This window comes from Pseudomonas sp. 2024-210, from assembly GCF_045062345.1.
Classification (GTDB): Bacteria; Pseudomonadota; Gammaproteobacteria; order Pseudomonadales; family Pseudomonadaceae; genus Aquipseudomonas.
In genome coordinates this window covers 233912-255023 of the sequence record NZ_JBJGEJ010000007.1, presented here as the reverse complement: position 1 = coordinate 255023, position 21112 = coordinate 233912, and the positions used below count along the sequence as shown (strand labels likewise).

At 55.8% G+C, this 21112-nt stretch carries 21 protein-coding genes; 16 read left to right on the top strand and 5 right to left on the bottom strand.

The features are described 5' to 3' along the window. Nucleotides 1-158 precede the first annotated feature (158 nt). On the top strand, nt 159-1535 hold the full coding sequence (locus ACI7MX_RS12900) for a pyridoxal-phosphate dependent enzyme (protein WP_405587882.1): 1377 nt from the start codon (nt 159-161) through the stop codon (nt 1533-1535). Then, on the top strand, nt 1532-2710 hold the full coding sequence (locus tag ACI7MX_RS12895) for a cystathionine gamma-synthase (RefSeq protein WP_405587879.1): 1179 nt from the start codon (nt 1532-1534) through the stop codon (nt 2708-2710). The genes ACI7MX_RS12900 and ACI7MX_RS12895 overlap by 4 nt, the downstream gene beginning before the upstream one ends. A gap of 53 nt (nt 2711-2763) precedes the next feature. Here ACI7MX_RS12895 and map read toward each other — a convergent pair whose 3' ends face one another. From map to poxB, 3 genes are all read right to left on the bottom strand, one after another. After that, nucleotides 2764-3555 carry a type I methionyl aminopeptidase gene (map, locus tag ACI7MX_RS12890; protein WP_314482133.1) on the bottom strand — a complete coding sequence of 264 codons (792 nt, stop codon included), beginning with the start codon at nt 3553-3555 and terminating at the stop codon, nt 2764-2766. After that, nucleotides 3552-3794, bottom strand: coding sequence for a ParD-like family protein (locus ACI7MX_RS12885; protein WP_314482136.1), 243 nt, complete (start codon nt 3792-3794; stop codon nt 3552-3554). The genes map and ACI7MX_RS12885 overlap by 4 nt, the downstream gene beginning before the upstream one ends. Before the next feature lie 113 nt (nt 3795-3907). Continuing rightward, complete coding sequence (gene poxB, locus ACI7MX_RS12880; protein ID WP_314482138.1) at nt 3908-5629, bottom strand: ubiquinone-dependent pyruvate dehydrogenase; 1722 nt, start codon at nt 5627-5629, stop codon at nt 3908-3910. 284 nt (nt 5630-5913) lie between these two features. Here poxB and ACI7MX_RS12875 point away from each other — a divergent pair, with 284 nt between their 5' ends. The 5 genes from ACI7MX_RS12875 to ACI7MX_RS12855 all read left to right on the top strand — a co-directional run bounded on the left by ACI7MX_RS12875 (nt 5914) and on the right by ACI7MX_RS12855 (nt 10024). Continuing rightward, nucleotides 5914-6399, top strand: a complete 486-nt coding sequence (locus ACI7MX_RS12875; protein ID WP_314482140.1) for an Hcp family type VI secretion system effector — start codon at nt 5914-5916, stop codon at nt 6397-6399. Continuing rightward, nucleotides 6396-7112 (top strand): DUF4225 domain-containing protein, encoded by a 717-nt coding sequence (locus ACI7MX_RS12870; protein WP_405587874.1) that lies wholly within the window; start codon nt 6396-6398, stop codon nt 7110-7112. Before ACI7MX_RS12875 ends, ACI7MX_RS12870 begins: the two co-directional genes overlap by 4 nt. 2 nt (nt 7113-7114) lie before the next feature. Next, nucleotides 7115-7423, top strand: coding sequence for a hypothetical protein (locus ACI7MX_RS12865; RefSeq protein ID WP_405587871.1), 309 nt, complete (start codon nt 7115-7117; stop codon nt 7421-7423). Between the two features lie 410 nt (nt 7424-7833). After that, on the top strand, nt 7834-9213 hold the full coding sequence (locus tag ACI7MX_RS12860) for a glutamine synthetase family protein (protein WP_405587868.1): 1380 nt from the start codon (nt 7834-7836) through the stop codon (nt 9211-9213). Between the two features lie 163 nt (nt 9214-9376). Beyond that, entirely contained in the window at nt 9377-10024 is a 648-nt protein-coding gene (locus ACI7MX_RS12855; protein ID WP_314482151.1) for a class I SAM-dependent methyltransferase, read from the top strand. Nucleotides 10025-10287: 263 nt separating this feature from the next. Here the strand turns inward: ACI7MX_RS12855 and ampC are convergent, their stop codons facing one another. Then, nucleotides 10288-11442: a class C beta-lactamase gene (gene ampC / locus ACI7MX_RS12850; protein ID WP_405587864.1), complete on the bottom strand. Its 1155-nt coding sequence runs from the start codon at nt 11440-11442 to the stop codon at nt 10288-10290. Between the two features lie 290 nt (nt 11443-11732). On the opposite strand from ampC, the gene rnd reads away from it, so the two are divergent. The 3 genes from rnd (at nt 11733) to ACI7MX_RS12835 (ending at nt 14215) form a co-directional block, all read left to right on the top strand. Next, complete coding sequence (rnd, locus tag ACI7MX_RS12845) at nt 11733-12866, top strand: ribonuclease D (RefSeq protein WP_314482154.1); 1134 nt, start codon at nt 11733-11735, stop codon at nt 12864-12866. Next, nucleotides 12863-13156 (top strand): YcgL domain-containing protein, encoded by a 294-nt coding sequence (locus ACI7MX_RS12840; protein ID WP_122784453.1) that lies wholly within the window; start codon nt 12863-12865, stop codon nt 13154-13156. Before rnd ends, ACI7MX_RS12840 begins: the two co-directional genes overlap by 4 nt. A gap of 126 nt (nt 13157-13282) precedes the next feature. Further along, nucleotides 13283-14215 carry a D-2-hydroxyacid dehydrogenase gene (locus tag ACI7MX_RS12835; protein WP_314482161.1) on the top strand — a complete coding sequence of 311 codons (933 nt, stop codon included), beginning with the start codon at nt 13283-13285 and terminating at the stop codon, nt 14213-14215. Between the two features lie 147 nt (nt 14216-14362). Here the strand turns inward: ACI7MX_RS12835 and ACI7MX_RS12830 are convergent, their stop codons facing one another. Beyond that, nucleotides 14363-14956, bottom strand: a complete 594-nt coding sequence (locus ACI7MX_RS12830; RefSeq protein WP_314482165.1) for a nitroreductase family protein — start codon at nt 14954-14956, stop codon at nt 14363-14365. Between the two features lie 153 nt (nt 14957-15109). Here ACI7MX_RS12830 and ACI7MX_RS12825 point away from each other — a divergent pair, with 153 nt between their 5' ends. The 6 genes from ACI7MX_RS12825 to kdpA all read left to right on the top strand — a co-directional run bounded on the left by ACI7MX_RS12825 (nt 15110) and on the right by kdpA (nt 21089). Then, nucleotides 15110-15559, top strand: coding sequence for a YcgN family cysteine cluster protein (locus tag ACI7MX_RS12825; RefSeq protein WP_314482169.1), 450 nt, complete (start codon nt 15110-15112; stop codon nt 15557-15559). A 29-nt stretch (nt 15560-15588) separates the two neighbouring features. Further along, the gene (locus ACI7MX_RS12820) at nt 15589-16821 is read left to right on the top strand and encodes a hypothetical protein (RefSeq protein WP_405587859.1); all 1233 of its coding nucleotides are present in this window, start codon (nt 15589-15591) and stop codon (nt 16819-16821) included. A 106-nt stretch (nt 16822-16927) separates the two neighbouring features. Continuing rightward, complete coding sequence (locus ACI7MX_RS12815; protein ID WP_405587857.1) at nt 16928-17932, top strand: RHS repeat-associated core domain-containing protein; 1005 nt, start codon at nt 16928-16930, stop codon at nt 17930-17932. A 161-nt stretch (nt 17933-18093) separates the two neighbouring features. Beyond that, nucleotides 18094-19140 carry an RHS repeat-associated core domain-containing protein gene (locus ACI7MX_RS12810; RefSeq protein ID WP_405587854.1) on the top strand — a complete coding sequence of 349 codons (1047 nt, stop codon included), beginning with the start codon at nt 18094-18096 and terminating at the stop codon, nt 19138-19140. A 156-nt stretch (nt 19141-19296) separates the two neighbouring features. After that, nucleotides 19297-19386 (top strand): K(+)-transporting ATPase subunit F, encoded by a 90-nt coding sequence (gene kdpF / locus ACI7MX_RS12805; RefSeq protein ID WP_146383808.1) that lies wholly within the window; start codon nt 19297-19299, stop codon nt 19384-19386. An 8-nt stretch (nt 19387-19394) separates the two neighbouring features. Further along, nucleotides 19395-21089 (top strand): potassium-transporting ATPase subunit KdpA, encoded by a 1695-nt coding sequence (kdpA, locus tag ACI7MX_RS12800; protein WP_405587849.1) that lies wholly within the window; start codon nt 19395-19397, stop codon nt 21087-21089. The last annotated feature ends 23 nt before the right edge of the window (nt 21090-21112 follow it).

The following is a 21112-nucleotide window of genomic DNA, read 5'->3' as shown; positions in this document are numbered from 1 at the left end:
CCAGCGTGTCAGGCCCACGACAGCTTCGCTGCCGATCGAAGCCTCGTTCCTCGTCAGCGGCTACACGGCATGGGCGGTTGCAGTCCCACGTTGCAGCAAGAGAAAGGCGGCTATGGTTACTGCATGGATGTTCGCCGTAAACCACACGAGGAGACGACATGCAACACAACGCCCGTCCCGCCGTTCTCGAATTGATCGGCAATACGCCCATGGTGCGCGTCAGCCGATTCGATACTGGCCTGTGCACACTGTTTCTCAAACTCGAATCACAGAACCCTGGAGGGTCAATCAAGGATCGCATCGGTTTGGCCATGATCGACGCGGCCGAGCGCGATGGGCGCTTGCAGCCCGGCGGCACCATTGTCGAGGCGACGGCTGGCAACACCGGCCTTGGGTTGGCGTTGGTGGGGCGGGCCAAGGGCTATCGGGTGGTGCTGGTGGTGCCAGACAAAATGTCCACTGAAAAGGTCTTGCACCTCAAGGCCATGGGGGCCGAAGTGCACATCACCCGTTCCGATGTGGGCAAGGGCCATCCCGAGTATTACCAGGATGTGGCCGCGAGGTTGGCCAGTGAAATCCCCGATGCCTTTTTCGCTGACCAGTTCAATAACCCGGCCAACCCGCTGGCCCACGAGTGCAGTACTGCGCCTGAGATCTGGGCGCAAACGCAACATGACCTTGATGCGATTGTCGTCGGTGTCGGATCGGCAGGCACCTTGACCGGCCTGACCCGTTTTTTCAAGCGCGTACAGCCCGACCTGGCGATGGTGCTGGCCGATCCGGTGGGTTCGGTAATGGCCGAATACAGCCGCAGCGGGACGATTGGCAAGGCGGGATCATGGGCCGTTGAAGGCATCGGCGAGGATTTCATTCCCTCGATTGCCGATTTGAGCAGCGTGCGCCATGCCTACTCGATCAGCGACGAAGAAAGTTTTGATCACGCTCGTCAGTTGCTGCGCGCCGAAGGTATTGCCGGCGGCTCCTCGACCGGCACATTGCTGGCCGCAGCGCTGCGTTTTTGCCGCGAGCAAACCGAGCCCAAGCGGGTCGTCAGTTTTGTCTGTGACACCGGCACCCGTTACCTGTCCAAGGTCTACAACGACCAATGGATGAACGATCAGGGGTTGCTCCCCTACACCCACTACGAGGATCTGCGAGACCTGATTGCCCGCCGGTTTGAAGATGGGCGGGTGATCAGCGTGGGCCCGGACGACACCTTGCTCACGGCCTTCCAGCGCATGCGTCTGGCCGATGTATCGCAATTGCCGGTGCTTGTGGACGGTCAGCGGCTGGTCGGGGTGATCGACGAATCCGATATTTTGCTGGGGCTGCATGAAGACCCTTCGCACTTTAGCCTGACGGTGGCCAGCGCCATGACCGACACACTGCAAATCCTGCCGCCGGGGGCCAGCCTGGCAGAGCTTCGGGCCGAACTCGACCGTGGGCGGGTAGCAATCATTGCTGACGCCTCAAGCTTTCACGGCCTGATTACCCGCGTCGACCTTCTCAACCACTTGCGCAGATCCTTACTATGAGCCTTGATGATGAACCCCGTGCGCTGCATGCCTTTGCTACTCGTGTGATTCACGCAGGGCAGGTGCCGGACCCTTCTACCGGGGCGCTGATGCCGCCTATTTATGCCAATTCCACGTACTTGCAGCAAAGTCCCGGCGTGCACAAGGGGCTGGATTATGGCCGCTCGCATAACCCGACGCGCTTTGCGCTGGAGCGGTGTGTGGCCGACCTTGAAGGGGGCACTCAGGCGTTCGCCTTCGCTTCCGGTCTGGCGGCCATTTCAACGGTGCTTGAGTTGCTGGACGCCGGTTCACATGTCGTCTGCGGCAATGATCTGTATGGGGGCACGTTTCGTCTGTTCGACAAGGTTCGCCAGCGCAGCGCCGGGCATCGCTTCAGTTTTGTCGACATGACAGACCTTGCGACCTTCGAAGCCTCGTTGTGCGATGACACGCGGATGGTCTGGGTCGAGACACCGAGCAATCCCTTGTTGACGCTCACGGATCTGGCCGCTGTTGCAGGCATTTGCCGAGCGCGCGGCATTTTGTGCGTGGCCGACAACACCTTTGCAAGCCCCTGGGTGCAGCGCCCGCTGGAGCTAGGTGTGGACGTTGTCGTGCACTCGACCACCAAGTATTTGAATGGTCATTCCGATGTTATCGGTGGCATTGCCATTGTCGGGCCCAACCCGGAGCTGGCCGAGCGTTTGGGCTTCCTGCAAAACTCCGTTGGCGCCATTGCCGGGCCATTTGATGCCTTTCTGACCTTGCGCGGGGTGAAAACCCTGGCCTTGCGCATGGAGCGACATTGCAGCAACGCACTGGCGCTGGCGCAATGGCTGCAAGATCAGCCGCAGGTCTCACGCGTTCATTACCCGGGCCTGCCTTCCCATCCGCAACACGCAGTGGCGTGCAGGCAAATGCGCGGTTTTGGCGGAATGATCAGCGTGGACCTGAACACTGATCTGGCGGGTGCCAAGCGCTTTCTTGAAAGCGTGCATATCTTTGCCTTGGCCGAAAGTCTGGGCGGCGTCGAAAGCCTGATCGAGCATCCGGCGATCATGACCCATGCCAGCATTCCGGCTCACACCCGTGCGCAACTGGGGATCGGTGATGGGCTGGTGAGGCTTTCTGTCGGGGTAGAAGATGTCGAGGATTTGCGCGCGGATCTGGCGCAAGCGTTGTCCAGAATCTAGGGTCAACCCAAGACCTGCGCCTACCTAAACAGCAGGCGCAGGTCTTGATTCGGTTAGACGATGGCGGGGAAGTCGGCCATCGAGTCCGGCCACGGGCTCAACACTTCAAAGCCATCATCGGTCACGGCGACCATATGTTCCCACTGGGCCGACAAGGATAAATCCTTGGTGACCACCGTCCATTGATCGGCCAGGGTTTTGACATGGCGTTTGCCTGCATTGAGCATCGGCTCAATGGTGAAAATCATCCCGGTCTTGAGTTTCATGCCCTGGCCTGGGTAGCCGTAATGCAGGACTTGAGGCTCGTCGTGGTAGACCTTGCCAATGCCGTGTCCGCAGTACTCGCGCACCACACTGAAGCCTTCTTGCTCGGCCAAAGTCTGGATGGCATGGCCAATATCGCCCAGTGTGGCGCCGGGGCGCACCACTCGAATACCGGCACACATGGCCTCGTAGGTGGTTTTCACCAAATGCCGCGCCTGCGCGCTTGGCTCGCCGACGAAATACATGCGGCTGGTATCGCCGTACCAGCCGTCCTTGACCACTGCGATGTCGATATTGACGATGTCGCCGTCCTTGAGCGGTATGTCTGAAGGAATGCCGTGGCACACCACCTCATTGACCGAGGTGCAGACGGTTTTCGGGAAGCCGTGATAGCCCACGTTACCGGGAATGGCCTTTTGCACATTGACGATGTAGTCGTGGCAAATTTTGTCCAGCTGGTTGGTGGTCACACCTGCCTTGACGTGCTCGCCGATCATGGCCAACACCTCGGCGGCCAGTTTCCCCGCCACTTTTGACTGGGCAATCTGTGCCGGGCTGTTGATAACGACGTTGGCCTTCATGCGTGCGCTCCAGTGGTCACAGGTGTGTCTTGCAAAGCTGCATTCAGGTCAAGGCCGCCCGCCTGCTCGGCACGGACCAGCAAGCGGCAGATCTGGTGGTGATCCAGGTTGGGGTGCAGCTCGGTGAGCATACCGATGCGCATCCAGTGTTCGGCTTGCGCATTGATGGAACGGCTCAGCGCGTTACTGGCGACACGCAGGTTTTCATGCATTTGCTCGGAGATTTTGACGATACCCATCAGTCAGTCCATATGAAATGTATATGGAACGTATATTAGGCGAGGGTTGGGCACTGCCGCAACCCTCAGCTGGTCAAGCAGGGTAATGTGCCCCGTACTGGACCTTGTGTTGCTTAGCGCCACAAATTGACTTTGGCCAAATCAATCAACTCGCGCGCCCGGCCATCCATTACGGTTTTAAGCATAAACAGACTGAAGCCTTTGGCTTGTTCGAAGGTTTTAGTGGGCGGCATGACCAGTTCCTGACGGGCGCTGACCACATCCACCAACACCGGACCGTCATGGCTAAACGCTTCACGCAAGGCCCCTTCGAGCTCTGCGGGATGTTCGACCCGAATACCCTTGACCCCCATCGCCTCAGCCATGGCTGCAAAATTGGGGTTCTTCAGATCACAGCCCACATCAGGAAAGCCCGCGGCTTTCATTTCCATCTCGACAAACCCCAGCGTGCCGTTATTGAGCACGATCACCTTGACGGGCAAGCCCACCTGACTGAGGGTCAGAAAATCGCCCATCATCATGGTGAAACCACCATCCCCCGACATGGAAATCACCTGCCGGAACGGGAAAGCCGCCTGAGCACCAATCGCCTGCAACATCGCATTGGCCATTGAGCCGTGGTTGAACGAGCCGACGAGTCGCCGCTTGCCATTCATTTTCAAATAGCGGGCAGCCCAAGCGGTAGGAGTGCCGACATCACAGGTGAAAATCGCATCTTCCGCGGCCAGTTCATTGACCAGGCGATTGAGGTATTGCGGGTGAATGATCGAACTCTCAGGCCCGCTCTCGGCCAGCGCGTCGAGGTCTTTGCGGGCGACTTTGTAGTCGTCGAGTGCTTTGTCCAGATGCTCGCGATCAGGGTTTTGGTCGACCTTGGGCAATACCGCCTGCAACGTCAGCTTCACATCGCCGATCAGGCCCAATTCCAGCGGGCAACGGTTGCCCAGCGCTTCGGGGCGCAGGTCGATTTGTGCGATATACCCGTGCTCCGGGTAAAACTGGCGATAGGGAAAATTAGTGCCGAGCATCAATAACGTGTCACAGCTCATCATTGCCTTATAACCCGAGGCGAAACCGATCAGCCCGGTCATGCCGACGTCGTAGGGATTGTCGTACTCGACATGCTCCTTACCGCGCAAGGCATGCACGATCGGCGCGTTAAGGCGCTCGGCCAGCGCCAGTATTTCGGTGTGGGCACCCGCGCAACCTGCGCCGCAAAGCAAGGTGACCTTTTTGCCGTTATTGAGAAATGACGCTAATTGGTCGATATCACTCAGAGTCGGACAAATCAGCGGCTGGGTAGGGGTAATCCAGTTAGGCACTTTGGCCTCGGTGGCTTGCAGCGCAACGTCGCCGGGAATCACCACCACCGCCACGCCACGTTTAGCGATGGCCACGCGCATGGCACGTTCAAGAATTTGCGGTAACTGCTCGGCATGGGATACCAGCTCGACGTAATGGCTGCACTCCTTGAACAGGCTTTCGGGGTGCGTGGCCTGAAAATAATCGATGCCGATTTCACTGCTGGGGATGTGTGCGGCCAACGCCAGCACGGGCACACCGCTGCGGTGCGCGTCAAACAGACCGTTAATCAAATGCAGGTTACCCGGCCCGCAACTGCCGGCGCAGACCGCCAGCTCGCCCGTCAAATGCGCTTCGGCACCGGCGGCAAAGGCCGCTGACTCCTCGTTGCGCATATGAATCCATTCAATCTGCTGCTGACGGCGCAGCGAATCGGTGAAGGCATTCAATGAATCGCCCACGACGCCAAACACACGCTTTACCCCTGCTTGCTGCAAGGTTTCGGTGATGAAATCGGCAACCGTTCTGCTCATGGGGAGGCTCCTTGAAGTAAGAAATCGGGTGGCTTGAGTCAGGTTAAAAACCGTTGCCAAGCAGGATAGACACTGCATGCGACCACACCGGTTTTTAAAACGTTCGATGAAGATGTGTTCATGTCTGACCCACCATCCCCTGAGCATGCGCCGGGTAAATGTGACAGGGCTGAACACCTCGTAAGAAAAACAGGGACGAGAATTATTTTAAAAACAGAGAATTCCTACATAAAAGTGGTGAGTACTCCGCTAGCTTGCGTTCTTTAACCAGAGGGAAACAGCAAATGGCTAATCACGGTTACATGCGTATTTCAGGTAACAGCCAAGGCCTGATCTCGGCAGGCTGTTCAACGCCTGAGTCCATTGGCAATAAATGCCAAGCCGGGCATCGCGATGAAGTCATGGTGCTCTCCTTCAATCACACCCTGTTGAATCTGAGCAATCTTGACCGAGCGACTCATCAACCCATTGCGATCGTAAAAAACATAGACAAGTCGACACCGTTACTGGCGAAAGCCCTGACCAATAGAGAGATACTGGAGTGCAAGATCAACTTTTACCGAACCTCACCGATGGGCGTTCAGGAGCGTTTTTTTACCATTGATATATCGGGGTGCATTTTGACGGAGCTCACGCTGGTCATGCCCCATGCCACGCTGGAAAATGATGCCGACATTCAAGAGGTCATGGGCCTGAGTTATCGCGAAATTTGCTGGATGCATCATATAGCCGGCACCAGCGGTTACAGCAGTTGGGATGAGGACAAATGAGATCTGATAAATCGCAGCATTCATTGGCAGATGATGAAGTGAGGGCGTTAGATCAGGCGGTGAATCTTTTGACGAAACAGGCCTGTACGGTTGGGATACAGCGAATAAAGAATCTTTCTATTCGCTTGCAATTCAATCGAGACATAACGGAGTACACACGGGGTATTGTTCAGGACGTTTATAACGGCAAGAAAAGCACCGAGCAGGGACTTGACGCCATTAATAAACAACGCAGCGCACTGGTGAAGCACACCTTACTGGACCAAACGTTATTAGGGGTGGGCGTTGCGGCTGGCGGTATGCAAGTCGCCATGGGGGGCGGCATTTGTTATTTCTCGGCAGGAAGCATGTGTTTAGGCATAGGGGCGCCACTGATGCTTCAGGGCGGGAATAATATTTATGAAAACGGTCGTAATCTTTTATCGGGACGCTCCGATACTCAAGGCCCCATCCGAAAAGTCTATCACTCCGTAGCCAAAGCAGTGGGCGGGACAGAGCGCGAAGGCAATATTGCATATGGCGTCGTGGACTTGGCAGGGTCTGTTTATGGTGCGGGAAGGTTGGTATTGAAGCCAGAATCCTGGAGGTTGTTCAGGCATGTTCGCGCTGATTATCTTTATGGCTTTCAGCGTAATACCGTAGGTGGTGCCGCGATTGGAAAGACCTCTGATGTAAATACATTGCAGACATTGTATGAGTATTGGGGGGGGTAGAGATGAGTAGCTATTTATTCTATGTGGCCTTAGTTTTTGTTAGTTTGGTATGTTATCTGCCTTCTTTTTGGGCAAGTTTTGCGTGGTCGGGAAACGATAATAGCGCACTCAAGTTTTACGGGGTTGCGATGCTTAATATTTTTTTTATAGGCGTTCATGTCCTTCATGCTAAAACGGGGTATTTACCCGTCATCGATAAAAATACAAGTTATGGAGCGCAGTGGTTCTCTTTCTTTGTAGCCATGGCCTATGTGTTCTCTCTCCCTGGTGCTAAGAAAAAACACATGTGGTTTTCGCGCAAAAAGCTTTGATTCGGCTGCGCAGGTGAAGGGAATAAAAAGAGGATCGACCGTTATGTTTACTCAGGACGAACCTAAAGGTCTGAAACTCAGTATTTGATAAACGCCATAAATCGTGTGAGGCTGGGCGTCCCCAATGCGGTGTGGTTGTGAGCATGGTTGTCAAAAAGGCTGATTATTCCAGTCATGAAGCGCCGCAGTGCCTTGCGCTCCCTGTTGAGAGCCGCCTGGGGTTTCTTCTACCCGCCCATCATCTCTGTCTCCTTCCTTCGAAACTGGCCTTCTGGGCTTTGTTTCACTGTCGACATGCCCGCCCGCCGGATACCCGTACATTCCGTTAAATCTTGAACGTCTGCGGCCTCTCTGGGTTGCAGTCTCGGCGTGCCTTTACGCCCTTCAGATATGAATTTACGAGTATTGCCATGAGTACAACGACTGCATTTGCGACACTGCAAGAAGCCCAGAATTTTCTGTCTGATAACCCTGATATCGAAATGTTCGAGCTGTTTATCCTCGACAACAACGGTGTGCCGCGGGGCAAGTTGTTGCACCGCGATGAATTGCTGGAAATCTATAAAAGCGGGCGCCCCCTGCCGAGTACGATCCTGGGCCTGAACATCAATGGTGATGATGTTGAAAACACCGGGTTGGTCTGGGACGTGGGCGATATTGACTGTCGCGCTTATCCCGTCAGTGGCAGCTTGCAGCGCATGCCTTGGCGCTTGATACCGACGGCGGCGGTGCAAGTCAGCATGCACCCGCAAGAAGGCATGCCGGCCACCGTGGCCGATCCTCGGCATCTGTTGTCCAAGGTTATCGAGGGATTAAAGGCCGACGGCTATTACCCGGTAATGGCGGCCGAGTTGGAGTTTTATCTGCTGGATCGCCAGCGCGACAGCAATGGTCGCCCGCAACCGGCACGTGATGTAGATGGTCAACGTCCGCGCGCCACTCAGGTGTATGGACTGCGAGAGCTGGAGCAAATCGAACCGTTTTTGGCGGATCTGTACAGCGCCTGCAAGCTGCAAGGGATTCCAGCCCGCACGGCCATTTCTGAATACGCGCCGGGGCAGGTGGAAATCACCTTGGAACACCGCAACGACGCCCTGCAAGCGATGGATGAAGCCGTGCGTTACAAGCGCCTGGTCAAAGGCGTGGCACATAAACACGGGATGCTTGCCTGCTTTATGGCCAAGCCCTTTGATGACTTGGCGGGCACAGGCATGCATATGCACGTGAGTCTGGCCGATAAAGACGGCAATAACCTGTTCGCCAGTGAAGCGCCTGACGGCACGCCATTATTGCGCCACGCCGTGGGCGGGATGCTCAGCACCTTGCTCGATTCATTGCTCATGTTCTGTCCGAATGCCAACTCGTACCGCCGTTTTCAGAGCAACAGCTATGCGCCGTTGGCCGCCACCTGGGGGGTCGATAACCGTACCGTGAGCTTGCGGGTTCCGGGAGGTCCGGCGTTTTCGCGGCATATCGAACACCGAATTTGTGGCGCTGACGCTAACCCCTATCTGGCGGCGGCTGCGATTTTGGCGGGCATCCATCGGGGTATCCGTGAAGAGCGAGATCCAGGTGCGCCGGTAGAAGGCAATGGCTATGCGCAGGCCAGCGAAAGGCTGCCGACCGATTGGTTGACCACCTTGCGGGCATTGGAAGCCTCGCATTGGGCGAAAGAAGCCTTTGGGCCTGAATTCTTGAAGGTATATCTGGCGGTCAAAAATGCCGAGTATCGGCAGTTTATGGGGCAAGTGGGGGAACAGGATTGGCGTTGGTATTTGCATCAAGCGTAGGGGGTTGGGGCTAGCGGCAAGCTACAAGCTACAAGCGGTAAGTAAGAGCGGATCGGCTTGCAGCTTCTAGCTTCTAGCTTGCAGCCAGACACCCTGACATTTTTTTCACTGGACCCCAGTTAACCTACTCGCAGAACATTAATAAACCTACGAGTCAGCGGGCATGTCCACTCAGCCACCGTCCACCTTTGAGCTTGAATTCGCCGAACGCTATGATCGCGAACATGCACAGGTCTGCCTTGAAGTGCGCCCGCAAGGGTTAACCCGACGGTGGACTGCATGGCGCGAAAATCAATTGGTACGTCGCGCGCTCAAGGTCGCCGGTGAGCCGGGGCTGGTATTGGATATCGCTTGCGGCGCAGGGCGCTTCTGGCCCGTTCTGGCCGAACACGGCAATCGGGTGATTCTCGCGGCCGACTCTTCCCAGAGCATGCTCGATCATGCACAAACGCATCACCCCGCGAGTTTGCTGGCTCGAATCAAATTGTTCAAAAGCGCTGTGTTTTCTATCGATATGCCCGCTAACGCGGTAGACAGCATTTTTTGCATGCAGCTGTTTCACCACGTGCACAACGCTGAGCACCGTCTTGCCATCCTGCGCGAATTACACCGCGTGAGCCGCGATAGCCTCATCGTGTCGCTGTGCATGAGAAGTTCGTCGCACCTGCTCAACAACTTCACACGGATTGTGGTACGCAAGGAGGATGTGGAAGTGCAATTTGCCCAGGCAGGCTTCAGCATCCTCAAGCATTACGATATGTTGCCCGGCCGTAGGCTGGGCAGCATTTATGTTTTAGTTAAAAAAGCCTAGGGTCTGTTCCCGTTTCATTGCAGCCGCGACGAAAGCCCACGGGGTTTAGGGAAAGGCGCGAGAGGCGTGGTTTGGTTATTCCCATTAAGCTTCGAGCAACGCAGCCCTGCCCCACGTGGGCTATCGTCCCTTCGGGCCCTGTGTCAAATTTAGCCAGGCTGCGTTACAGAGCTTGGGAAGGGAACAACCATTCCCTTCGCTCTGCGCCTTGCCTGGCTAAATTTGACTCAGCGACGCGGCTAGCAATGAAACGGGAACAGACCCTAGTTCAAGGCGTTGAATATTTTGTACGCCAGTTCGATGCGTTCACGGTTGGGGTAGTTTTTGTTGGCCAGGATTACCACGGCCTGTTTTTTGATGGGGATCAACGCGATATAGCCACCAAAGCCAGAGGTTGAACCGGTTTTATTCATCCATACAGCCTTTCGTGGCGCCATGGGCGGGTTCAAGGCCAGGACGTCATTGTTCTCGTAGGCCATTTTGTTTGAGTTGCCCCTCAGCAGGTTTTTCAGTGTGACCGGGTAAGGATACTGCTCCCAGATCAAATCCTGAGTCATTGGCCCGACCTGGAAGTAGCCGGTATGGGTCTGCTCAATGGCACGCTGGATCTGGGTCTGGGGTTTGCCCAGCGCGGTGTTCAGCTCGGCAAAATGAATCAAGTCGCGCACGCTGGTTTTCACGCCATACGCTTCATTGGCCAGTACGCCGGGATTGACCCTTACCGGCTGGTTGTCGGCGTTGTAGCCCTGGGCGTAAAGCGACATTTTGTCGGCGGGTACTTGCAGGTAACTACTGCTGAGGCCCAATGCCGGAAACAGGGTTTTCTGCATAGCCGATTCAAAAGGCTGGTTCATGCTTTTGGCCGCAATCATGCCCAGCACGCCAATGCTGGGGTTGGCATAGCTACGCTGTGTACCGGATGGGTAGATGGGCTTCCAGGCTTTCAGATAAGCCATCAATTGCTGCTCGTTTTGCACGCTCTCGGGAACTTGCAACGGGAATCCGCCCGCGGTGTGGGTTGCCAAATGCAGGAGGGGGACTTTGCCGAAGGCACTGCCTTGCAGTGCTGGCAGGTATTTATCGACGGGATCAGTCAGGGAAAGCTGGCCGTTGGCCTGTGCATAGGTGGCCAAGGTGGCCGTGAAGAGCTTGCTGATTGAGCCGACTTCAAACACTGTGTCGGGCGTAACGGGTGCTTGAGTCGCTTTGGAGGCCACACCGAAACTGTAAAATTGCTGCGTGCCGTTATGGCTCACCGCAATGGCAAGACCGCTGATGTCGTGAGCCTTCATGATCTCGCCGGCGGCGTGTTGTACGACGCTGTCCAACGTTGCGGGCTTAGCCATGACTGCACTGGTGAATACCGTGAGGCCAACCAGTGAGATGGCGCAAAGAGACATTTTTTTAAGTGAAAACATTCAGTTCATCCTCTTGTTTGTCGGTCAGCCGCGCTGGTCCCACCCAGGCGAATTGATTGGCATTGTCCTGTTACAAGTCAGCGCGTGAGGTATGAATTTCCGTTTTACCCTTGCCACTCGCTCCGACTCGCGATGACACAGGCTTGAGAAAGTTACCTATAAAAATATAAAAAGCACGAAGTCCGTTACTTTTATTTCTGTAGGTATTTTCGTCGTTTAGATTGCCTGTCATTACCCGATAAGGTCTGGCGGCGATATATACTGCGCGCCATTCTTCAAGGGAGAGCCGTGTGGCCATCGATATTCACTGGATTCGCGACAACGATAGCCTCGGCCAGCATTGTGCCAAATGGCAACATTTGCCATTTGTAGCCCTCGACACCGAATTTATGCGGGTCGATACCTTTTATCCGATTGCCGGTCTTATCCAGATCGGTGACGGTGAGCGGGCTTATCTGATCGACCCCCTGACCATCGACAATTGGCAGCCTCTGGCTGACCTGTTGGAGAACACGTCCGTGGTCAAAGTGCTGCACGCTTGCAGCGAAGACCTCGAAGTGTTGTTGCGCCTTACGGGCAGTTTGCCTGTGCCGTTATTCGACACCCAGTTGGCAGCGGCTTACCTCAACCTCGGTTTTTCCATGGGTTATTCGCGTTTGGTCAAAGAGGTCCTTGATCTCGACCTGCCCAAGGGCGAAACCCGTTCTGACTGGCTGCAACGTCCATTGTCGGACACTCAGATCAGCTATGCCGCTGAAGATGCCCTGCATCTGGCCGAAGTCTATGTACTGTTGCGTCCGCGTCTGTCGGATGAAAAGTACGCCTGGGTGCTTGAGGACGGTGCAGAGCTGGTTGCCAATCTGCGCCGCGAAGTAGACCCTTATGAGGTTTACCGGGAGGCGAAGCTGGCCTGGAAACTGTCACGGGATCAGTTGGCGGTGCTGCGTGAGCTCTGTGCCTGGCGCGAAAAAGAAGCCCGTGCCCGCGACCTGCCACGAAATAGAGTGGTGCGTGAACATGCATTGTGGCCTTTAGCCAAAACCCAACCCGATAATCTGGTGTCGCTGGCGCGTATTGAAGACATGCACCCGCGTACCGTGCGTCAGGATGGTGAATTTTTACTGGACCTGATCAAGCGTGCTGGCAGTCTACCGCCCGAACAATGGCCACCCGCTGTCCCTGAGCCATTGCCGGTTGAGGCTGCACTGCTGATCAAACGCTTGCGCGCCGTTGGCCAGGAATTGGCCGAGCGTCTCAATATTGCGCCAGAGCTGATGCTGCGCAAAAAAACCCTGGAAGCGCTGGTCAAAAGTGGCTTTCCCAATGGGCCTTATCAATTGCCGGACTCACTGCGTGGATGGCGCCGTGAGCTGATGGGGCAGGCGTTGCTTGATTGCCTGTCCTGCGCTGGAGAACCTTCTTGAAACGTATTTGCTCGATCTATCGCAGTACCAAACGCAACGAAATGTATTTGTACGTGCTCAAGGCCGATGCCCTTGAACGCGTACCCGAAACCCTGATGCTGGCGTTCGGCAAACCGGTCCACGCGTTTGATCTGGTGTTGACGCCGGAACGCAAACTGTCGCGTGAAGACATCACCAAGGTGTTGGATAACTTGGAAACCCAGGGCTATCACCTGCAAATGCCGCCCGCCGAAGACGAATACATTGAGCACTTGCCCGAAGAGCTTTTGCGTCGCAACGACCCCATGTAAGGACTGCCTCAGGTGCCCGGGCCCGGGCGCCTGTCTCACATGGACTGAATTTGATTGACGGTGGCCGAGCGCGACGGGGCAAACCTGGGCGAAGGGCGCTGACAGTGTTTTAAGAAGGTTAGAAGCATGCGCGTCCTGATTGCCGAACACGATTACCCGCTTTACGCCAAGCTCCTCCAACACGCTGCACCGCAGCTGGACATACAGACCAGTGGCGATTCTGCACAGCTGGCTCAAATGGCCGCTGATTGCCCGGTGTGGCTGGGGCAACCCGATTTATTGGCGACCCTGTTGCGCCAAGGGCATACGCCACAATGGCTGCAATCGACTTGGGCCGGGATCACGCCCTTGCTGGCACCCGGACTGGGGCGTGACTATCGCCTGAGTCGGGCGGTGGGTATTTTCGGGCAGGTCATGGCCGAGTACGTGTTGACCTACATGTTGGGTCACGAACGCGAAGTGATGGCGCGGCTGGTCAGTCAAGTCGAGCGCAAGTGGGACAGCCGAACGGGGCAAAGTCTGGTCGGACGCAAAGTGCTGATTGTCGGTGCCGGAGACATCGGTCAGACCGTGGCGCAGTTCCTGCTTCCGTTCGGGGTTGAGTTGTATGCCGTCGCCAGCAGCACTCGTGAACAGGCGCCGTTCAAAGAGGTGACGACCCTAAGTGAGTTGCCGCGACTGGTCGGGCAGATGGACTACGTCATCAATCTGTTGCCCAACACGCCTGACACCCATGACTTGTACGATGCCGAACTCTTTGCGTTGTTCAACCCCAACGGCGTGTTTATGAACGTTGGACGGGGTGTAGCGGTGGTGGACGCCGATCTGGTTGAAGCATTACGTCAAGGCCATCTGGCCGGTGCAATCATTGATGTGTGCCGTCAGGAACCGTTACCGGCCAAGCACCCCTTTTGGACCGCTTGGGGTTTGCTGTTGACCGGGCACAGCTCGGCGCCGACATCACCGCAGATGATGGTGCAATTGTTTGTCGACAATTTGCGGGCGTTTCAAGCCGGTGAAACCACCTACGGCGAAGTGGATTTTGAGCGCGGTTATTGAGATTAAAACTTGTAGGAGCTGCCGGAGGCTGCGATCGGCGGCGTAGCCGTCGTAAATTCACAAACAACGGTTCACACGGTGAACCGCAGGCTCAGTCGTTGCGATCGTTGTGCAATCGAACGCTGCCTGCGGCATCTGCTACGGGTCTTACACGCTGAAATCACCCTCAGCGACCAATGTGCTCAGCGGTACGCGCTGGCTTGGCACTTCTTTGGCTTGCAGGTAATCCACCAGGGTTGCCTTGTCACCTCGTTTGCCAATGGCAACCATGGCCTGAACCGCATAACCTTCAGGGATTTTCAGCTCCCGGCGGGCACGCTCGTAATCCAGGCCACTCATGCCGTGGGTGTGCCAGCCGCTGAGGTGCGCTTGCAGCGCCAGATGACCCCAGGCGGCGCCTGTGTCAAAGGCATGGGTCGGCGCCGGTTTCTCTTCGGTCGTACCCGGTGCTGCAAAGGTGGTTTTCGAAACAATGACCACCAGCGCGGCAGCGTGTTTGGCCCACCCCTGATTGAACTCCACCAGCAAGCTCAGGTAACGCTCGAACTCGGGTGTGCCACGCAACGCATACAAAAATCGCCAAGGCTGGGCGTTGTAGGCAGAAGGTGCCCAGCGGGCGGCCTCGAAAAAGCTCAGCAGGGTGGCTTTATCAAGGGATTCGTCGGTAAAGGCACGAGGCGACCAGCGTTGAGTAAATTGCTCATCAATCTGGTGTTCGGCAATGCGGTTGGACGCTGGCATTCGAGTTTCCCGAGTGTAAGTGAGGGTACAAAGCTACTGTTAGGCCCCCATTGTGACAAGTCCTGTTACACCGTCAGTCACTAGCACTTGGCCCGCGAAGCCATGGGCACTAGACTGGCGGCCTTTCCACTCCCTGATGTTGATGTTTGAGCCATGGCCGCAAAAGTTGAACCGTTCTGGATCCGCAAGACCCTCGATCAACTCGATCAAGAGGAATGGGAGTCGCTGTGCGACGGCTGCGGCCTGTGCTGCTTGCAAAAACTCGAAGACGAGGAAGACAACAGCGTCTACTACACGCGCATTGCCTGCAAACTGCTCGACCTGAAAACCTGCCAGTGCACCGATTACCCCAAGCGTCGGGACACGGTCCCCGATTGCATTCAGTTGTCGCCGGGCAAGGCCGAATCGTTCAAGTGGCTACCGCCGACCTGTGGTTACCGATTGGTCAGCGAGCGCAAAGATCTACCGTTGTGGCATCACTTGGTGTGCGGCGACCCTGATGCTGTGCATCACGAGCGTATTTCCCAATCAGGGCGCATGCTCGCCGAAGGCAGCGTGGCGGAAGACGACTGGGAAGATCATCTGATTTTCCGCGCCGGTTAAGTGCCGAAGCGGTAGCCGAAGGAGTGTGTATGCCGCTGCGTTACCAATTACCTCTGGGCTTGGCACTGGTGATGGTCAGCAGTCTGCTGTGGGCCGCCCAAAAAGTAGATCTGGACTACCACGTGCGCCTGTTGCCGCAAAGCAATCAGGCACTGGTGCGTTTGACGCTGGCGGATGGCGCTGCGGTGCGCAGTCTGGATTTCGATTTGGGCGCAACGGGCAGCTACAGCGACTTCAAGGCGGACGGCCAATGGCAACTGAGTCCAGACGCTGGCCACAGCCGAGGCGTCTGGCATCCGACGCCGGGCAAAGCCAGCCTCTCTTACCGTGTGCGCTTGAATCAGTTACGTAAAAACGGCAGCTTCGATACGCTGATGACGCCCCAGTGGGCGTTGTTTCGGGGCGAACAACTGGTACCGCCGGCTGCGCTGGATCAGCAAGACGGCACTGAGTTGGTGTCGCGTCTGGAGTTTGAGTTGCCAGACGGCTGGAAGAGTGTCGAAACTGCGTGGCCACGCATCGGCAAAAACCGCTTTCGCATTGATGACGTGTCGCGATTATTCGATCGACCCACGGGCTGGATGCTGGCTGGCACGCTGGGCAGTCGTCGCACCACGTTGGGTGAAACCGACGTCACTGTCGCCGCCCCGAAAGGTCAAGGCATGCACCGCATGGATGTGTTGACCTTATTGACGTTCGTCTGGCCCCACGTTCAAGCCGTGTTCCCGCGCAATCCCGCCAAGTTGTTGATTGTGGGGGCCGCGAGCCCGATGTGGAAAGGCAGTTCGGCGGCACGCAACTCAATCTATCTGTACAGCGGCCTGCCATTGGTCAGTGAGAGCGGCAGCAGCCCATTATTGCGTGAAGTGGTTCAGGTGTTCAGCGCCATCAACGATGAGCCGGGGCATGGATGGATTGGCGAAGGGTTGAGCGAGTATTACGCCATAGTGCTGATGCGCCGTGCCGGTGGCATGAGCGATGAGCGTTATCAGGCGTTGCAACACAGGCTCAATACAGCCGGGAAGGGTGTGACCCGACTTCGCGGCCAGCAGGTTAGCCCGGCAATGGTGGCGCGGGCGGTCACATTAATGCAGGCCCTGGACCGCGAAATTCGTTTGCAAACCCACAACAAACGCTCGCTCGATGACGTCAGCCAAGCGCTGATGCGCATGGACAAGGTCAACACAGAGGCCTTTGTGCAGTTGAGCGAAAGTGTGTTGGGTGCAGATTCTGAAGTACTGGATACGCCTCTTTTGCATTAATCCTGTGAGAGCGGGCGGCAACAGACGAAGCCTCCCGTCAACTCTGTCAACTAGGATGGCGGCATAGCTTTGGTCAGACTGAAGGCTCTATCCCGGAGCTTCCTCTATGCCTGCCTCAAAAAATACAGCGCTGTATGAATACCGATTTGATCCACTGGATCGCTGGGTCGGCTCTACCTCGGTAAGTCGAGGGTCTACCCGGCGCTTTTATCAGCTCGATCGCATCACCACTGAAATGCATGACCGTGGTCAAACCACTGTTATGCGCAGCGAACACCTGTTATTGGCCCAGCAGTGCTCAGATCGCACGACGTTGTTACTGGCCACTGACGTGCAAGGCTCAGTCATGAGTGATTGGAGCACCCACTTATACATCCCCCAAGGTTATACCCCGTACGGTTATCTTCATGATTCAAGCGTCGGGAGCACTCTGCTGGGCTTTAACGGCGAGTGGCGAGATGAGTTAACCGGATGCTACGTGTTGGGCAATGGCTCACGTGTCTATCACCCTGTCTTGATGCGCTTTTGCAGCCCGGACACGTTGAGTCCGTTCGACAAGGGAGGGGTTAATGCTTACGCCTATTGCTCAGGTGACCCACTCAATTGGCAAGACCCCAGCGGGCATGTTCGCTTGCCTGTGCAGCTAGCTTCTGTGTTGGCCTTATTTACTGCTGCCAATCCAGCCCAAGTGCCAAAGGCAATCATCAAAGCGAAAGAGACCGTGACTCTGGCGTCTCAAGCGCTTGTCGGGAGTAAAAGTCTTCCGGATTTCACTTCGGCAGGACGTCAGCTAATTCACAGTGCAACTTCAGAAAAGCCTTTAACTCAGACATTTTCGCGCGCCTTGAATACGGTGAATCACAATCTGGCCACTCATGGCATCCCTCTTGATAAAGCTGCGGGAGCGCACTACGGCTCTCTGGTGAAGTCAGTCGAGCGAGGCGAAATTCACAATTCGACTGCCCACTTCAAAGCGGCCCATCATTGGATGACCAACACTTTTGGCCCTGAAAGGGTCGTCGGTGTCACCTTCAATTCAATAGGCGGGGTCATGGGGGGCGCCCACGATGCCAAAGCGCTAAAGACAGGTAATGCCATACGCGGACTTTGATGGCCCTGCTGGTTCAGCTTCGGGCGTATGCCTGTGATACGCCGCTTTTACACTAACGTCAGGTGCATTGAGGGCGATCTGCACTCTCCCGTTTGTTCTATGAGCTGTAGTGTTGTTGTAACCGTACCAAACTGGAGAGACCAATAGTGGAGGTTCCTCTTATGTCTGATAAACCCGCACTGAAATGCAAATACCGATACGACCCGTTTGATCGCTGGGTCGGGTCACAACAAACTGCCTTATCGGATTGCCATCTGTTTTACCGAAAAAAACATTTAACCACGTGTTTGCAAGGGTATCAGAGCACTCGACTTTTTCAGCACGAGGATCTCTTGCTGGCTCAGCAGGATGACGCTCAGGCTCAGTTGTATATCACTGACAGGCAACGCACTGTTTCAGGTGTCCCGAGTACCGGGCGTTCTCATCAACGTTTTACACCCTATGGATATTGCTCTGCTCTGCACGGTTTTAGCAGCCTGTTGAAGTTTAATGGTGAGCGGCCCGATCCGGTTACCGGGCATTATCTTTTAGGCAATGGGTACAGAGCCTACAACCCCGTGTTGATGCGCTTTAACAGCCCGGACAGCTTGAGTCCTTTTGCCGAAGGCGGTGTCAATGCCTATTCCTATTGCTTGGGCGATCCGGTCAACAGACAGGATCGGGATGGTCATATGTCGCTTCGCATAATGGCGACAGTGCTTAAAGCCGTCACACGATTTAAAGCGCCCTTGAAGTTAAAGATATCCAACTTGCCTGATGTGCCCTTTCATAAAATCATCGCCCATTTGAATGGGGCTGATATGACTTCGTTGGCATCAACGTCCAAGTGGATGCATCAACGTGTGCTGAACAATGTCCAGCCGCTCGCTTATTTGAAGCCTTTAGCTGCCTCAGCCGCCTCGACGCCAGACTATATTGTCGGGCTGAGAAACATCTCTCTGGGCAATTCGAATGGCCATTTACCCTCTCAGGTATTACGCCATCCACGTTTGATGAGCGATGCCACAGGTATGGCAGTCAGTGATACCGAGCCGGGTCGAAGTTACCTTTTGAATCAATATAAGAAAGGTCTCAGAGATAATAATGACAAACACATACAGCGCCTGATCAAAGCTATCCGCAAAGAAAAGGTTGCGCATAAAAAGGCCACCTATGGTGAAGATGTTCACAGTGATACCAGCTATGACAGTGATGATTCCTATATATGAAACCTGCCTTGACTGAAGGTGCGCAGCCTTCTCAAAGGGCGTCAGCATTTTTACACTTTCTTTATGCCCCGGCATTCCCCTCGATCTCGATCCTTTACACCCTGACTCCTCACAATCTTCCTACACGCGGCGCATGCCGTTCTGGGGAGAGTTGTCATGGGTGTACTGGATGGAGTGTCACTGCTGCTGGCCCTCGGGCTGTTCGTTTATCTGCTGGTTGCGCTGTTGCGCGCAGATCGGAACTAGGAGCGGGTATGCACAGTTATGACTATGCGTTGGTGCTGGCCTTCTTTGCGCTGGTGCTGTTGCCCGCACCCTCGTTGGGCCGTTTTTACTACAAGGTTATGGAAGGTCAACGGACATGGCTCACGCCGGTCGTGGGGCCTGTCGAGAAACTCTGTTATCGCGTAGCGGGCGTTGACCCAAGCCGTGAGCAAAGCTGGCGTCAGTATGCCCTGGCATTGCTGATGTTCAATCTCGCGGGTTTTTTGCTGTTGTTCTCGGTGCTGGTGTTTCAGCAATACCTGCCGCTCAACCCTCAGCAATTGCCAGGGCAGGAATGGACTCAGGCCTTCAACACGGCGGTGAGTTTTGTCACCAACACGAACTGGCAAAGTTACAGCGGCGAAGCCTCGCTGAGCTACCTCAGCCAGATGGCCGGCCTGACTGTGCAGAATTTTGTGAGTGCCGCCACAGGTCTGGCGGTACTGGTCGCTCTGTGTCGTGGTATCAGCCGTCGCTCGGCTAGCACGTTAGGCAACTTCTGGGCTGACATGACTCGCGCTACGTTGTATGGCCTGCTGCCGCTGTGTCTGTTGCTGGCACTGTTTCTGGTGTGGCAGGGCGTACCGCAAACCTTCAGCCATTACGTCAATGCCGTGACGATGCAGGGCGCCGATCAAGTGATCCCGCTGGGGCCGGCGGCCAGTCAAATTGCCATCAAGCAATTGGGTACCAATGGCGGCGGTTTCTTTGGCGTCAACTCGGCCCACCCGTTTGAAAACCCGACCGCGTGGAGCAACCTGTTCGAGTTGGCGTCAATCATTTTGATTCCGGTTGCGCTGGTGTTTACCTTCGGCCATTACGTCAAGGATCTGCGTCAGAGCCGGGCCATTATCGCCTGTATGTTGGCGCTGTTTCTGATCGGTGGCGGTACCGCGTTATATGCCGAATATCAACCCAACCCCGCACTCAATAGCCCGCTGGTGGAGCAAAGCGCACCGCTGGAGGGTAAGGAAGTACGCTTTGGCACCACCGGGACGGTGTTATGGGCTGAAACCACCACCGCGGCTTCCAATGGTTCGGTGAACGGCATGCACGACAGCCTTACCCCCCTGAGCGGGATGGTTGCACTGGTCAACATGATGGTTGGCGAGGTGATCTTCGGCGGGGTGGGTGCGGGGCTTTACGGGATGTTGCTGAACGTGCTTATCGCCGTCTTTCTGGCCGGTTTGATGATTGGCCGAACCCCGCAATACCTTGGCAAAAAGCTTCAGGCCAAGGAAGTCCAGTGGCTGGTGATCACGTTGCTGGTGATGCCGGTGGGTGTATTGGTCTTGGGCGCCGTGGCGGCTGTTTTGCCCAGCGCTGTGGCTTCGGTCAGTAACCCCGGCCCCCATGGCTTTAGTCAGATTCTCTACGCCTTTACCTCGGCCAGTGCCAACAACGGTTCAGCCTTTGCCGGGCTCAATGCCAATACGCCCTTTTACAACCTGATGCTGGGTTTGGGCATGTTGATCGGACGCTTCGGCTACATCCTCCCCGTGCTGGCGTTGGCAGGCAGTCTGGCGCTGAAGAAAACAGCCCCTATTGACCAGAACAGTTTTCCGACCCATGGCCCGCTGTTTGTGGCGCTGTTAACGATGACCATTTTGTTGGTGGGCGGCCTGACGTTCTTGCCGACTCTGGCCCTTGGCCCCATCGCTGAACAACTGACTCCGGGTTTCTAAGGACACGATGATGAATATGCCTG

Excerpts from the sequence above, each read along its gene's own strand:
- ACI7MX_RS12885 (WP_314482136.1), bottom strand. The coding sequence starts at position 3,794 with ATGGGTATCGTCAAAATCTCCGAGCAAATGCATGAAAACCTGCGTGTC.
- ACI7MX_RS12820 (WP_405587859.1), top strand. The coding sequence starts at position 15,589 with ATGCCGCTGCGTTACCAATTACCTCTGGGCTTGGCACTGGTGATGGTC.
- ACI7MX_RS12875 (WP_314482140.1), top strand. The coding sequence starts at position 5,914 with ATGGCTAATCACGGTTACATGCGTATTTCAGGTAACAGCCAAGGCCTG.
- ACI7MX_RS12835 (WP_314482161.1), top strand. The coding sequence starts at position 13,283 with ATGCGCGTCCTGATTGCCGAACACGATTACCCGCTTTACGCCAAGCTC.
- ACI7MX_RS12860 (WP_405587868.1), top strand. The coding sequence starts at position 7,834 with ATGAGTACAACGACTGCATTTGCGACACTGCAAGAAGCCCAGAATTTT.
- ACI7MX_RS12855 (WP_314482151.1), top strand. The coding sequence starts at position 9,377 with ATGTCCACTCAGCCACCGTCCACCTTTGAGCTTGAATTCGCCGAACGC.
- ACI7MX_RS12830 (WP_314482165.1), bottom strand. The coding sequence starts at position 14,956 with ATGCCAGCGTCCAACCGCATTGCCGAACACCAGATTGATGAGCAATTT.
- ACI7MX_RS12810 (WP_405587854.1), top strand. The coding sequence starts at position 18,094 with ATGTCTGATAAACCCGCACTGAAATGCAAATACCGATACGACCCGTTT.
- kdpF (WP_146383808.1), top strand. The coding sequence starts at position 19,297 with ATGGGTGTACTGGATGGAGTGTCACTGCTGCTGGCCCTCGGGCTGTTC.
- ACI7MX_RS12815 (WP_405587857.1), top strand. The coding sequence starts at position 16,928 with ATGCCTGCCTCAAAAAATACAGCGCTGTATGAATACCGATTTGATCCA.
- poxB (WP_314482138.1), bottom strand. The coding sequence starts at position 5,629 with ATGAGCAGAACGGTTGCCGATTTCATCACCGAAACCTTGCAGCAAGCA.
- ampC (WP_405587864.1), bottom strand. The coding sequence starts at position 11,442 with ATGTTTTCACTTAAAAAAATGTCTCTTTGCGCCATCTCACTGGTTGGC.
- ACI7MX_RS12865 (WP_405587871.1), top strand. The coding sequence starts at position 7,115 with ATGAGTAGCTATTTATTCTATGTGGCCTTAGTTTTTGTTAGTTTGGTA.
- ACI7MX_RS12870 (WP_405587874.1), top strand. The coding sequence starts at position 6,396 with ATGAGATCTGATAAATCGCAGCATTCATTGGCAGATGATGAAGTGAGG.
- map (WP_314482133.1), bottom strand. The coding sequence starts at position 3,555 with ATGAAGGCCAACGTCGTTATCAACAGCCCGGCACAGATTGCCCAGTCA.
- ACI7MX_RS12825 (WP_314482169.1), top strand. The coding sequence starts at position 15,110 with ATGGCCGCAAAAGTTGAACCGTTCTGGATCCGCAAGACCCTCGATCAA.
- ACI7MX_RS12895 (WP_405587879.1), top strand. The coding sequence starts at position 1,532 with ATGAGCCTTGATGATGAACCCCGTGCGCTGCATGCCTTTGCTACTCGT.
- kdpA (WP_405587849.1), top strand. The coding sequence starts at position 19,395 with ATGCACAGTTATGACTATGCGTTGGTGCTGGCCTTCTTTGCGCTGGTG.
- ACI7MX_RS12900 (WP_405587882.1), top strand. The coding sequence starts at position 159 with ATGCAACACAACGCCCGTCCCGCCGTTCTCGAATTGATCGGCAATACG.